General features: G+C 54.8%; 13 protein-coding genes. All 13 read right to left on the bottom strand.

The genetic code is table 11. The features are described from left to right. Positions 1 to 50 precede the first annotated feature (50 nt). Positions 51 to 1,010 carry a hypothetical protein gene (locus CVU77_03755; GenBank protein ID PKN01631.1) on the bottom strand — a complete coding sequence of 320 codons (960 nt, stop codon included), beginning with the start codon at positions 1,008 to 1,010 and terminating at the stop codon, positions 51 to 53. Between the two features lie 78 nt (positions 1,011 to 1,088). Further along, complete coding sequence (locus CVU77_03750; protein ID PKN01630.1) at positions 1,089 to 1,376, bottom strand: hypothetical protein; 288 nt, start codon at positions 1,374 to 1,376, stop codon at positions 1,089 to 1,091. After that, positions 1,366 to 1,608 (bottom strand): CopG family transcriptional regulator, encoded by a 243-nt coding sequence (locus tag CVU77_03745; protein ID PKN01629.1) that lies wholly within the window; start codon positions 1,606 to 1,608, stop codon positions 1,366 to 1,368. The genes CVU77_03750 and CVU77_03745 overlap by 11 nt, the downstream gene beginning before the upstream one ends. Before the next feature lie 111 nt (positions 1,609 to 1,719). Beyond that, positions 1,720 to 2,844, bottom strand: a complete 1,125-nt coding sequence (locus tag CVU77_03740) for a hypothetical protein (GenBank protein PKN01628.1) — start codon at positions 2,842 to 2,844, stop codon at positions 1,720 to 1,722. A 229-nt stretch (positions 2,845 to 3,073) separates the two neighbouring features. Continuing rightward, entirely contained in the window at positions 3,074 to 3,925 is an 852-nt protein-coding gene (locus CVU77_03735) for a hypothetical protein (protein PKN01627.1), read from the bottom strand. Beyond that, the gene (locus tag CVU77_03730) at positions 3,906 to 4,238 is read right to left on the bottom strand and encodes a hypothetical protein (protein PKN01626.1); all 333 of its coding nucleotides are present in this window, start codon (positions 4,236 to 4,238) and stop codon (positions 3,906 to 3,908) included. The genes CVU77_03735 and CVU77_03730 overlap by 20 nt, the downstream gene beginning before the upstream one ends. Beyond that, positions 4,235 to 5,197 (bottom strand): methionyl-tRNA formyltransferase, encoded by a 963-nt coding sequence (locus CVU77_03725; protein PKN01625.1) that lies wholly within the window; start codon positions 5,195 to 5,197, stop codon positions 4,235 to 4,237. The genes CVU77_03730 and CVU77_03725 overlap by 4 nt, the downstream gene beginning before the upstream one ends. Further along, positions 5,197 to 5,709: a peptide deformylase gene (gene def, locus CVU77_03720; protein ID PKN01624.1), complete on the bottom strand. Its 513-nt coding sequence runs from the start codon at positions 5,707 to 5,709 to the stop codon at positions 5,197 to 5,199. The genes CVU77_03725 and def overlap by 1 nt, the downstream gene beginning before the upstream one ends. A gap of 14 nt (positions 5,710 to 5,723) precedes the next feature. Continuing rightward, the gene (locus CVU77_03715) at positions 5,724 to 6,413 is read right to left on the bottom strand and encodes a chloramphenicol acetyltransferase (GenBank protein ID PKN01623.1); all 690 of its coding nucleotides are present in this window, start codon (positions 6,411 to 6,413) and stop codon (positions 5,724 to 5,726) included. A 197-nt stretch (positions 6,414 to 6,610) separates the two neighbouring features. Next, positions 6,611 to 7,537, bottom strand: a complete 927-nt coding sequence (gene pdxA / locus CVU77_03710; GenBank protein PKN01622.1) for a 4-hydroxythreonine-4-phosphate dehydrogenase PdxA — start codon at positions 7,535 to 7,537, stop codon at positions 6,611 to 6,613. A 13-nt stretch (positions 7,538 to 7,550) separates the two neighbouring features. Then, positions 7,551 to 8,618, bottom strand: coding sequence for a hypothetical protein (locus CVU77_03705; GenBank protein ID PKN01621.1), 1,068 nt, complete (start codon positions 8,616 to 8,618; stop codon positions 7,551 to 7,553). Next, on the bottom strand, positions 8,615 to 9,526 hold the full coding sequence (locus CVU77_03700) for a hypothetical protein (protein PKN01620.1): 912 nt from the start codon (positions 9,524 to 9,526) through the stop codon (positions 8,615 to 8,617). The genes CVU77_03705 and CVU77_03700 overlap by 4 nt, the downstream gene beginning before the upstream one ends. A gap of 55 nt (positions 9,527 to 9,581) precedes the next feature. Continuing rightward, positions 9,582 to 12,746, bottom strand: coding sequence for a hypothetical protein (locus tag CVU77_03695; protein ID PKN01619.1), 3,165 nt, complete (start codon positions 12,744 to 12,746; stop codon positions 9,582 to 9,584). Positions 12,747 to 12,797: the final 51 nt, after the last annotated feature.

Below are 12,797 nucleotides of genomic sequence, written 5' to 3'. Positions count from 1 at the left end.
CGTGAGTTATGCCGCGACAAACGGCGTCTTAATCGCGGGCTTTCATATTTTTACCAGTTGGTGGTTACAGCCATCGAATAACCCCACCCGCCATATTGAAATTTCCTTTCCTGCAGAGTTAATTCGGGAGTCGTTAAATATATTCCCTCTAAATGAACATGAAAAAGTTGCGTCTGAAAAAGTTCCACTCCCAGAACAGGATAAATACCGGCACCATATGCGCTAGTGCTATCCATAATCCCGACGTATGCCCATGAAATATAGGATGCTATACATACGCCCGCGTACGGCGATATCCAGTTGGGATAGAAGAAGTTTTTTCTGAATACCGTCGGCATATTAACATTAAATATATATCTATTATCAGTTTCAAAATGTTCAAAAAACCAAGTACCCCAAAGCCAGTTTATACCCCACCCGTTGGGGAAAGTCCACCAAAACAGCAACCCTCCTCCTGACGGGGTCTGATCTTGTACCACCACCGCTGCCGCAGCCACCCCCAACCCAAAAAACTTTCTTTGTCCCAGAAACTTCACCGTGTCACCCGGTTCAACCTCTTTTTTCGCTCCGGTATAGAGTTGTCCGATGGACTGGTTATCGCCGATACCGCTCATCTCCGTCTTACCTTTATATCTGCCGCTTGAATCGTAAATCGCGTAGATGTCGCGCTCCCTAACTTCGTGGAGCGAACCGCGGTCTATGTGGACTTGGCTTCCATACGAGGCAAGAACCTGCCCTTCGGTTTTTGGAAGAAAAACGGCGCGCCTGTCAAGTTTGATGTAAACATCAGCGCCTTTGCCTTTTATTTCTCCTTCGACGAATACTTTTTCCCCCTCGGCGATATCAACCTGTTTTGCGACGGTGGCCTCATATACGAGAGAGGTTTCGGACGATTTGTAATTGTCTTTGAGTATGGCGGAGATTTTGCGTTCTTCGCCGATATAGACGACGAGGCCGGTGGGAAGTTTCAGCGTGGTTTCAAGCGTTACGATTAAAATTTTTCTCGCCAAAAACCTCTCCTCCCGCTTAGACCGCACACTTCATAAAGAGGCCTTAATGAACCTGCGACACAATCGCAAACAACACCTTCAATAAGCGTCCGACCGATTGTCGGCCGCCGTCATAAAAACTATCTTGCGGAGGGCGCCTATTTCATAAAAAAACCGGTAGTCGCCGATTCTGTACCGCCAGGTTTCGGGCTCGTAATTTTTAAGTTTCTTGATGTTCTTCCCGAAATACGGCTGCCCACGCAATTGCGGATAAACATAAGCGAGAAGTTTTTGCCTTATCTTTTCCTTGCGTCCGCCAAAATCCTGTTCGAGGCCGGATAAAAAACTATTCGTTTCAAATATCCTGAAAGCCGCGTCAGCCGACAAGCTTCCCCCTCATCGCCCTGGCGTCTCCGTGACCGGTCTTCAGTTTTTCAAGAAGTTTTTTGTCGCCTCGAATCTGGGCCATTTCCACAGGGTCGGCGTAATTCGATGCTTCTATCTCTTTCAAGACGGTGGCGGTGATGAAGTTCGAAATGGGTCTGTGGTCGGAATCGGCGCAGGAAGTAATTTTTTTATACTCTTCGTCTGATAATCGTATGGTGACTGTTTTTGACACAGTGCCTCCCTGTGTATTCTTTTGTATTCGTTAATATTCTAATATATTACGGGATGAAAGTCAAGGTTTTTTTGGATTCAGGGCGGATTGATGCCCCCTCGACGATTATCTTTATTTTCCTATGCCAAGCTGCCTAAGAATAATACCGTGTATGGCGGTGTTGTCTATGAAACCGCCGTGGGTGCAGGACGCGGCGGCGGATGACGGGGGCAGTACAGTGAGCACTATAGGAATGGATGTGTGCTGACGGCTCGTCCAGTACACACCTTTTAATTCTTTGAGAAAATCTTCGCGCGTAGGGTAGCCGGAATCCTTGCCGCGCTGGGTCATAGACACTCCGCCGGTGTCGTGGTCGGCCACCAGAAGCACGGCCGTGTCGGGATTTTTCCTGCGATATTCCAGAACGACCCCGACGACTTCGTCAAACTCCATAAAGTCCTCAAGCAAATCCTCGACGGAGTTGGCGTGGGCCGCGTGATCTATGCGACCGCCTTCCACGAGCAGAAAAAATCCCTTGTCGTTTTTAGAAAGAAAATCCAGAGCCGCTTTCGTCATATCCGGCAGCGACGGCTCGGCAGCCCTCCGGGCGCGGACATAGTTCATCTCGTTTTGGTTGAAAATTCCCAGAACCTTGTCGCCCGTCTTAAGAGCCGCGATTTTTTTAAGATCTTTTTTTTCATAAAAAACCTTGTAGCCGGGAGGATTGTCGAAATACCGCCCACCGCCGCCCATAATCAGGTCTATTTTTTTTTGCGTCTGGCCGCGGGCGATTTCGGCTTTGTCGGCGCGCTCGGAGGCGTGGGCCGAAAATCCGGCAGGGGTGGCGTCCACGACTTCGCAGGTTGTTATGAGCCCCACCGACATTCCGCGGGACATCGCCTCGTCGGAAACGGAGCGCAGGGGATTGCCTTTTTCATCGACGCCGATGGCGGTGTTATAGGTTTTATGTCCGGTCGCCATCGCAGTGGCGGCCGCGGCAGAGTCGGTAACCATATGCGAGGCCGAGTAAGTTTCGATGAGCGAAACCCTTGCCGACGGGTCGTTCATCATACTGACCATATTAAGCGCCGGCTGTTTGAGCACGACATCGTTATAGGATTTGCCCAGACCCATTACGCCCGGTCCCATACCGTCTCCGATAAGCAGTATGACTTTGGGCGACGCGGCAAAAACGACGACGTTGCTAATAGAACAAATTATAAACAACGACAACAAAACGACTTTTCCGGTTTTCATAATCTCTCCCACGAAATCTCCCCCAACCCCTCTTTATAAAGAGGGGGGGGGTCTTTATTTATTATTCTGCCAATTCGCTCCCAAAAATATGTTTATCCCCCTTTATTAAAAGGTGATGCCGGGGGATTTTTGAAGTGTAGCGGCGGGATTGCCATCCCGCAATTATGGCGAATGGCAATTCGCCCGCTACAATTTTATAGCGGTAACTTACCGCCACACAGAAATATCGTCAATTTCCCCCTTTCTTAAAGGGGGACACAGGGGGATTTTTGCCGCGTAATCTCCCGACAAAATCAAGAACATTTTTTTGCCGGCTGCGGGGTATGTTGTATTTTATCAAAAAGCCGGACGGCGGCGCGGGATTATCAAATTCGGGGAAAAAATCTTTTGCCGCGTCCCAGGAATCAAGCAGCGCATACGCATTGAGCGGCTCCGGCTCGCGCGAAAGCAACTCCAATTCTTTTCCGATACGCGCCGCCGACAGCGTCCCGACCGCGCCGGAGTCCAGCGCGCAGCGTATAAGAGACAAAGTCGCTTCTTCCACGGAAAAAGCGAAACGGGCGGCGAAACGGGCCGCTCGGATTATTCTGGTGGGGTCGTCGAAAAAACTTTTTTCGTGGAGCGCCCTGAGCAGACCCCGCTCGATGTCTTTTCCGCCGCCGAAGGGGTCTATTATCTTTCCGGCGGGCGACGACAAATCGCCGTCCGTCGACGACGCATCCAGAGCCATCGCGTTTACGGTAAAGTCCCTGCGCGCCAGATCCCGCTCGACGGACACACCCGTACGCACCTTGGGGAGCTCGCCCGGGTTTTCATAAACTTCGCTGCGCGACAACGCGACGTCGAGACCGGGAAAAACGTGTGTGCCGAACCGCGCGTGGCGGACTGCCTTTAATCCCAGCGTTTTTTCAATGTCCGCGACGAATTCGGACGGATTTCCGACGACCATTACGTCGATGTCTTTGACGGCCAGGCCCATAACGGCGTCGCGGACGCACCCCCCGACAAAGTATGCCTCGGACGATGTCCGTCGCGCGGCGCCGGCGGCTGCGCGGATTGCGCTATTCGTTTCCAATTTCATCGGATGCGGCCTTTTTGCGGGCACGTCTTCTCCAGAAATAATATGATACCGCCGCCCCCGCGACGGCCAACGCGACTACCCAGTCGGGCAGATAACGCATAACTGCCAGCGCCTGAGCCACACCGACGAGATAGACGCCCGCCAAAAGCATTATCCATGAAATTATGTAAACGCTCAGACCGAAGAAATAGTACGTGTGGCGGCCGGTCCGGCGCGCGAGATTTCCGAACAAAAGCATCCCGCCCCAGCCCACCGCCTGGTTGGTGACAAGAAGAAATATGCCGGCCAGAAACCGGATGGTGGCCGTATTCATCCCAGAATGTCCCCCTGTCTGACACCGCGTCCCAGAGTAAAATCCCACGCGCTCATACTGCGGGAATTTTCGGGACGGACTTCAAGAATTTTCAAAAAACTCCCGCCGCAGGCGACTATGAAGCCCTCCCCCCCGGCCAGCCCGGTAACCATTCCGGGCGAAACGCGGACGGGACATTTGCCGCCGGAGCCGTCGCAGGTTTCTACGGTTTGGGCTTTAAGGATTTTTAACGTCCTGCCGTCGGGCAGCAGACAGCGCGCGACGGGCCACTGAAGCGTTCCGCGAATGAGATTCCCGAGCGAGGCGGCGGAGGCGGACCATTTTATCCGGGCGGCTTCTTTTTTAAGAGCGGGCGCGAGAGACGGCTCGCCCGTCTGAGGGCGCGTCGACGCGGCGCCGGAAGCCAAAAAACGAATCGCTTCGCCGAGCGCGGCTTTGCCGTCGGTTATGAGTTTGTCGCGAAGGGTAAAAAAATCATCGTCGACGGAAATGGGAGTTTTTCTCTGAGACACTATGGGGCCGGTGTCGAGTTTTTCTTCCAGCATAAAAACGCTTGCGCCGGTTTCCGTGTCGCCGTTGATGAGCGCCCACTGTATGGGGGCGGCGCCGCGATATCGCGGCAGGAGCGAAAAGTGAACGTTGACGCAACCGAGACGGGGGATGTCGATTACTTCGCGCGGAATAAGTTTGCCGTACGATACGACCACTCCCAAATCCGGCGATATCCCCCGCAGTCCCGCCGCCAATTCCGCCGACGACGCGGATTCCGGCTGAAATATCTTTATTCCGCCCGCGGCGGCGGCCGCTTCTTTGACCGCCGGCGGCGACATTTTCATTCCGCGTCCGGCGGGACGGTCCGGCACCGTGACAACGACCGCCACATTGACGTCGGACGACGACATAAGATGCGCGAAGAATCGCGCGGCTACGTCGGATGTGCCGAAGAAGGCAATTTTCATTATTTATCCGCGGCGGCTTTTTTAAGCGTCCGGTACACGTAATACGCCTTGAGTTTTTTGTGCAGCGGCAGACGGTCTAAAAACGTTTTGCCGTCGAGATGGTCTGTTTCGTGCTGTATGACGCGCGAAAGCATTCCCGACGCCTCAAAGTCCACCGGCATAGCGTCGGCGTTGAGCGCCTCCACGTGTATCCGCTCGGCGCGGCGCACATCGGCCAGAACACCCGGGAAGGACAGGCATCCTTCCTCGCTGACGACGCGGCCTTTTCTGCGCGTTACTTTGGGATTGACCAGCGCCATCGGCTTTTTCTGTCCGTCGCCGCGCACGTCGATCACGCAGACGCGGACTTCGCGGCCGACCTGGTTGGCGGCCAGCCCCACTCCGCCGCGGGCGTACATTACTTCCAGCATATCGGCTATCAGGCGTTTAACGGATTCGTCGATAACTGCGACGGGACGGCATTTTTTCTTTAATATTTTGTCGGGATATTCCCTGATTTTAAGAATCGACATATTTATACCTTGTACTAAGCTGTCTTTGCCACAAAAATCTTTTCCGGAGACCTGAAATAACCCTCCAGCGCCGCAAAGAATTTAGCCACGTGCACTCCGTCGGCAAGGGCGTGATGCACCTGAACGGAAAAAGGAAGTTTGAACCCGTTACCGTCGGAATAATATTTTCCCCACGCTATGCGCGGGACGGAATCGACCTTTTTTATGTGCACGGGATGCACGAACGCCGTAAAAGAAAGCCACGGTATGCTTGTGATAAAAAGAAAATCGTCGCGCGCGGGGTCGTCGGCGATAACCACGTCTTTTTTTACCTCGGACATCCCGCGTTCCACGTTGCCGGAAAACACCGCGAAATCCGGATTGTAATCGACGGTGCAGAAACTGAACACGTCTTCCTGCGCCATCACCGTAAAAGACGGATGAACGACATCGTGCTCCACCACGGTATCGACGGGGCGTATCCTTCTTCTGAATTCGGGAACGTCGTTGGCCGCGCGGGTCGCCGTGTAGAGTATGACCCTGAAAATCGACAACCCGCCCGCTTTGGCGAAGGCCAAAGCATTTGTCATATCGACGGGAACGCATAAATTATAGAGAGGGTAATCCTTGTCGTTGAAAAAAGCGAAGTGAGCGGCGCGCGGCGAATTTTTTATGTCGATTATTTTTTCCATAATGAAATTGTTGAAAAACCTATTTTTAGCCAAATGTAACGCGAGGATTTATTCTCGTTTTGACGGAAGCGAACCCTGAATCAAGTTCAGGGCAGGCTTTAAAAGTTCGCGCTGCACTACAACTCTTTTTATTTTAAGATGGCAGACAAGCATGCCCCTGCGCGTAGGGGCGGCCTTGGTCGCCCTTTTCTTTGGCTTTTTCAACAGTATATGTCATGTTCGGCGCATTTCTACCGACGGAACAGCCGCCAGTTGCGCGCGGCGAATTTTATGGCTTCGGCGGTCGGCGATTCGTCGGCCACGCCCGATCCTGCGATGTCACAGGCGGTTCCGTGTCCGGGCGATGTCCTCACGAAAGGAAGTCCGAGCGTAACGTTGACGACGGAACGCGGGTACAGGACTTTAAGCGGTATCATCGCCTGGTCGTGGTACATCGCCAGCACCGCGTCGAACTCGCCGGCCGCGGCGTTTGAAAATGCCGTGTCGGACGATAGCGGCCCGCGAACGCGAAAACCCGACGCGGCAAGACGTCGCACGGCAGGAGTGATGATTCGGGTTTCTTCGGAGCCGATGAGACCGTCGTCGCCGGAATGGGGGTTGAGGGCGCAAACGCACAAGCGCGACGATTTGCCGAATATGTCCGCGTAAAGCCGAGCGGCGGCGATGATTTTTTTTGCTGAAATCTCGCGCGAAACCGCCGAGAGAGGAATGTGCCTTGTAAGAAGTATCGCTCTGATGTTTCCGGCGGTCATCATCATTTCGACATGGCGGCCCCCTGCGGCCTCGCGCAGCAATTCGGTGTGTCCCGTGTGTTTTGAGCCGGCCAGCGCCAGCGATACTTTGGAAGCGGGCGCGGTGACTATACCGTCGACGGCGCCCGACATCGCCAGTGTTACGGCGGCAGCGAGCGACTCTATGGCGGCTATGCCCGCGGCCCGGGAAGGCCGGCCGGCGACTATTCCCGACGGAGCCGGCACTTTAAGAAATTCAACGGAACGAAGAAGGGATGGAGCGCGGTTCCTGACAAACGCGGGGTCTCCCACAAGAACTACGCGAGCGCTCGTCGACACATCGCGACGGGCAAGAGCCGCGGCAACGACTTCCGGACCGATGCCGGAAGGATCGCCGAGGGTAACGGCAAGGCGGGGTTTAGTCATTAAGAAAGAGGCGTTAAAACGGGTTAATCTTTATATTGGCTTTCTTCCGCAGCGACGATAGGTACTCTTCGTATTTTTTGGTGGCTTTTTTCTGCGTGAGGAAATCGAGCAAGTCGTTTTTGACGTCGTCCAGAGCTAATTCCCGCCCGGCGCGTTTTCCTTCGATGTATATTATGTGGTAGCCGAAATCCGTGAATATGGGATCGGAAATTTTGCCGACATCCAGAGAAAAAGCGACCTTGTCGAATTCAGGCACCATATCTCCCCTGGTAAAGTAGCCCAAATCCCCGCCCCTGTCTTTGGTGCCCGGATCTTCCGAGTACAGGCGGGCCATCTCCTCAAAAGATTTGCGGTCGGTTATGCGTTTGCGGATGTCGCGGATTTTGGTGAGCGCCTCGAGTTTTTCTTTTTGCGGCGCGTTTTTATCGACTATAAGCAGTATGTGGCGGGCGTGAACTTTCTCCTGGGCTTCGCGCGCAAGAAGCCGCGCTATGAAGGCGAACTCTTTGTCGTCGTCGGTGGCTTTGTCGTCCTTGGCTATCTTTTCGGCGTCTACTTTTTTGATTTTCTCAAAAAGTTCCGCGGCCTCTTTTTCGGTCGGTCTCTCCACTGCGGCCTCGACATTGTTCTTTATCAGCCGCATAACCATAAGATCCTGTCGGATTCTATCTTCATACGCTTTAACCGTCAGGTCCTGGTTCTTGAGCTCGTCGCGGAAATCATCCTCCGAACGGAAGCGCTTCTTGACTTGATCGATACCCTGCTCAATCTCGCGGCGGGTAACGGCTATGCGCTGCTTCTTTGCCTCTTGCGCGAGGAGTTTTTTGTCTATCATATCGTCGAGAATGCGTTTTCTTATCTTCTCTTTCTCTTCGGCGGTCATCTCGGCGCCGCGCAGGCGGAAGCTGTCGAGCATGGGGCCGGCGAGTTTGTCGAATTCCGAAAGCATTATCGCTTCGTTGTTAACAAGAGCCAGCGTTTTGTCTACGGTTTTCGCAAATGCGGACGCGCCGGCGAGAATCACTCCCGCGACGATGGCGATAAAAACTGCTTTAATGTCAGAATATGCCGAGAATTTCATCTTACTTCCTCCGTGGCGCCGTCCGTGATGCCGCCCGATATTTTCGCCGCTTTCTCGGCGAGTTCATAATTTACTTTGACTTTCTTCTTAGCCATAGCGGCCTTGACCCATTCGTCGAGGCGGGTCTTCATCATTATCCTTCTTATATTTTCCTTGGCTTCCTCGAATTTTACGGGCGGGAGCGACTTTTCGGAAGTTTTTTTGACTATGTGACAGCCGTATTCCGTTTTTACAACGGATGAGACGGAGCCCACGGAAAGTTTGCGGGCGACTATTTCAAGCTCGGGAGCGAGTTCGCCCTTCTTTACCGTGCCCAAAAAACCTCCGCGCGACGACGAAGTCGGGTCAACGGATATTTTCTCGGCAAGTTTTTCAAACGATTCGCCGCGGCGCAGACGCGCCAGGGTTTCAGCGGCGGTTTGTTCGTCAAGAAGCACTATATGGGCGACGCCCATCTCATACGGCCGCGTAAAATCGGCCTTGTTTTCATCGTAATATTTTTTTACGTCCTCTTCCGAGGGGTTGAGAATCTGGCCGTGAAGTTTGCTTAAAAAACCCTCCATCAAGAGAGTATCTTTCATTTCCTCTATGCGGCGGCGGGCGTCGTCCGCGTAGCGCTTGACGGTTTCCTTATATTCATCTGTTTTGGATATGCCGGATTTTTTGGCCTCGGACACTACGAGTTTCTCTCTGACCATAAGATCCAGAAACTGCTTGCGGCCTTGCGGCGAGTCGAGATAGCGCGCGTATGACGGGGGCACGGAAGCGAGTCGTTTTTCAAATTCGGACCGGGTAATTTTTTCCGAACCGATCCTGGCTATGACTTTGTCGGAGCCGCATCCGGCGAATGTCAGTACAAGGGGCAGCACGGCGGCGGCAAAAGCGAAGCGGGCGGTTTTTCTTTTCATCGTATCCTCCGAAACAACGTTATCAGACGATATAAATACTCGTTATAGTCAAAAATTAACAGTTTTCGATTGTAGCAAATTTACTTACCTTTTCCAATAACGCCCGCGCGGAGGCCGCCGTGCGCGGCGGCGCGGCCGACACGATGATGGTATTGGAGTCGGCGGCGAACCTGACGTGTCCTCCGAAGGCATCGATAAGCCCCCTGATTCCGGCGGTTTCTATCCGTACGCCTTCGGAAAAGCATATTTCGGTTTCCGACCCGCCGCCGGACGGGCGGACTGCCAAAATAAGTTTGCGACGCATAAACAATCTCAGGCGGGCCGCCTCCGCAACTTCAAAAACCTCCCGCGGCAGAGAGCCGAACCGGTCTTTCAGAGCGTCCTGCGCGGAAGTGATTTCATCCTCGTCGTCGGCGGAAACGAACCTGCGGTAAAAAGATATTCTTATGGTGTCATCCGGGACATAGGCGGGCGGAATACGGGCGTCAAGATGAAGGTCTATGGCCGGTTCAATGTCCGCAAGGGGACGCGCGGCGGGGACGCCTTCGACGGCGGACGGCTTCCGGCCCAGCTTTCTGACGGCTTCCGCAATAAGTTTGGCGTAAAGGTCGAACCCGACGGACGCCAGAAAACCGTGCTGACGATATCCGAACAGCGCGCCGGCTCCGCGAATTTCAAGATCCCTCCTGGCAAGACGCCATCCGCTGCCCAGTGTAGAAAACTCCCTGAGCGCGTCGAGACGGCGGGCGGCCTCCTGGGCGAGATTTTTGTCGTCGTAAAAAAGATAGCAGTACGCTTTTTTGTCGCCGCGGCCCACGCGCCCGCGCAACTGGTAGAGTTGGGCCAGGCCGAAATTCTGCGCGCCGTCGACGATCATGGTATTGACCTGAGGGATATCGAGTCCGGATTCCACTATGGTGGTGGACAGCAGACAGTCGAGTTTTCCGCCGTAAAATTCGTAGAGTGTTTTCTCCACGGTTTCGGCTTTCATCCTTCCGTGGATTACGCCCCAGCGCGCGTGCGGCACTTCCGACGATAATTCCGAGAGTTTTCGCGGCAGGTCTTTTATCGTGTTATGCACGTAAAAAACCTGGCCGCCGCGGGCGAGTTCGTTGACTATCGCCTCGCGCGCGCGTTGCGGCGAGCGCGGGGCCACTATCGTTTCCACCGGCTTGCGGCCGGCGGGCGGAGTTTCTATTATCGAAATATCCTTTATGCCGTTTAAGGCCGCGCCGAGCGTGCGCGGAATGGGCGTGGCGCTCATAAGAATGGTGTGAACGTTTTTCGAGAAGCGGCGGAGTTTTTCTTTTTGACGCACGCCGAACCTGTGTTCCTCGTCGATAATCAGCAAGCCGAGATTTTTGAAACTGATGTCGGACGAAAGAATGCGGTGCGTCCCTATCACTATGTCTACGGCCCCCGACGCTATGTCGGAGACGGCTTTTTTCTGCTCGGAAGGCGACTGAAAGCGGTGCAACGCGGCGACTTTTACGGGAAAAGGAGCCAGGCGTTCCGAGAAACGCGAGAAGTGCTGCATCGCAAGTATCGTGGTGGGAACCACCAGCGCCGTCTGGCAGGAGTTAACCGCGGCTTTGAACGCCGCGCGAAGAGCGACCTCGGTTTTGCCGAAACCCACGTCGCCAAGAACGACTCTGTCGGCGGGACGGGTGCCGGAGAGGTCGGCAAGAGCGGCTTTTATGGCCTCGCTCTGGTCGGGAGTTTCCTCGAACGGAAACGACTGCTCAAGTTCGTCCTCCCAGACCGTCCTGTGCGTCATAGGCGCGGCGGAGGCGCGCTCGCGCTCGGCATAAAGATTCAGCAACTCCGCGGCGAACACTTCGGCGGAACGCTTTGCGCGCTCCCGCGAACGCGCCCATACGCCCGGCGCGTCGAGATCCGAAATTTTGGGCCTGACACCCTCGGCGCCGATGTATTTTTTTATCCGCGCGAAATCGTACACCGGCACGTATATGGTGTCGCCGCTCTTGTACTCGACGGCCAGAAATTCCTGCGGCGGGTCGTCCATTGTCACGATACCGCGGTATTTTCCCACGCCGTAGCGCTCGTGCACCACAAAATCACCCGCGGCCATTTCCCACAGGCCTTCGGCGCGGCGCGAGGGCGCTTTTATTTTTTCAAACGGGGCGGGGGCGGCCGAACGCAAGAAAAACTGTTCGGCCGAGATTAAAAATATCCTGCCGGAGGGGCGAACAAATCCTTCGGTTATTTTGCCGGAGAATATCTCAAAATTACCCGCGCCGCCGGCGCCCATTTCCAAAAGTTCCGCGAATCTGGCGGCTTCGCCGGGCGACGGCGCGAACAGGATTTTTTTGTATCCGGCGGCGCCCAGAGATTTTATGTCGCGCTCAAGCGACGGGACGTCGCCGCCGTAAAAGGACGCCGACAAAAAGCCCGCGTCAAGCGAATCGCCGTCGAACGGGTCGTGCAGGACAAAACGCGCGGGCGCGGCGGATGCGGCCAGAGCGGCGATGTCCTGCGGCGGCAGAGGGCCGTCAGCGGATGCGGCGGGACGCGAAACGGCGAAGACGGCGCGGCAGCCGCGGAACCAGGACATCGCGGGTTCGGTGGAACGCCTTTCCTCGGCGGGCACGATTTCGGCCGAGGGGGCGTCGGCGACGGTAATTTGCTCCGACGGGTCGAAAAAACGCAGCCGCTCCACGATGTCGCCGTCGAAAACGGCGCGCACCGGACGTTCCGACGAAGGGCTCCAGAAATCCGTTATCTGTCCGCGAATAGCGAACTGCCCGGCGCTTTCCACATAATCCACGCGCTTGTATCCCGACGAAGACAGCAAATCCGCCAAATCCGCGGATTTTCCGCGCGGACGCAAAATGCCGCCGCCTCGGACAAAATCTTTCCGCGACGGACCGGCTTCGGCCAGCGCTTCCGGCGACGTCACCACGACGAGGGCCCGGCCCGACGGCTCGCGTGACGCCATACGCGCGTAAACCATAAGCCGCCGGCCGGAATCCTCCGACGGAAAAACCGCCGCGTCGGCGGGGGCGCACAGATACCCGCAAAAAGCGCCGATGTTCCGGGCCGCCGCTTCAAGACGGTCTTCGGGAAATATCGCCAGAAAAACATCGCCGTCGGATTTATCGGACGCGGACGCGGCGGATTTTATCGTCCGTCCGATTTCTTCGGCGACGAAAAATTCAAAACCCGACCCTCCGAATCCGCGATAACGCTCTGTTTTCATAAATACATGGATATTGGGATATTTTTATTGTTTTGAAACGTTCGGTTCAAA

The sequence above is a fragment of the Elusimicrobia bacterium HGW-Elusimicrobia-1 genome (assembly GCA_002841695.1).
Lineage (GTDB): Bacteria > Elusimicrobiota > Endomicrobiia > PHAN01 > PHAN01 > PHAN01.
Note: the sequence above shows the minus strand (reverse complement) of the source record. Positions and strands in the feature narration are given on the sequence as shown.

What these genes read in the sequence shown, in the direction of transcription:
- CVU77_03740 (PKN01628.1), bottom strand. Translation starts at nt 2,844, where the DNA reads ATGAAAACCGGAAAAGTCGTTTTGTTGTCGTTGTTTATAATTTGTTCT.
- CVU77_03735 (PKN01627.1), bottom strand. Translation starts at nt 3,925, where the DNA reads ATGAAATTGGAAACGAATAGCGCAATCCGCGCAGCCGCCGGCGCCGCG.
- CVU77_03730 (PKN01626.1), bottom strand. Translation starts at nt 4,238, where the DNA reads ATGAATACGGCCACCATCCGGTTTCTGGCCGGCATATTTCTTCTTGTC.
- CVU77_03725 (PKN01625.1), bottom strand. Translation starts at nt 5,197, where the DNA reads ATGAAAATTGCCTTCTTCGGCACATCCGACGTAGCCGCGCGATTCTTC.
- def (PKN01624.1), bottom strand. Translation starts at nt 5,709, where the DNA reads ATGTCGATTCTTAAAATCAGGGAATATCCCGACAAAATATTAAAGAAA.
- pdxA (PKN01622.1), bottom strand. Translation starts at nt 7,537, where the DNA reads ATGACTAAACCCCGCCTTGCCGTTACCCTCGGCGATCCTTCCGGCATC.
- CVU77_03705 (PKN01621.1), bottom strand. Translation starts at nt 8,618, where the DNA reads ATGAAATTCTCGGCATATTCTGACATTAAAGCAGTTTTTATCGCCATC.
- CVU77_03700 (PKN01620.1), bottom strand. Translation starts at nt 9,526, where the DNA reads ATGAAAAGAAAAACCGCCCGCTTCGCTTTTGCCGCCGCCGTGCTGCCC.
- CVU77_03695 (PKN01619.1), bottom strand. Translation starts at nt 12,746, where the DNA reads ATGAAAACAGAGCGTTATCGCGGATTCGGAGGGTCGGGTTTTGAATTT.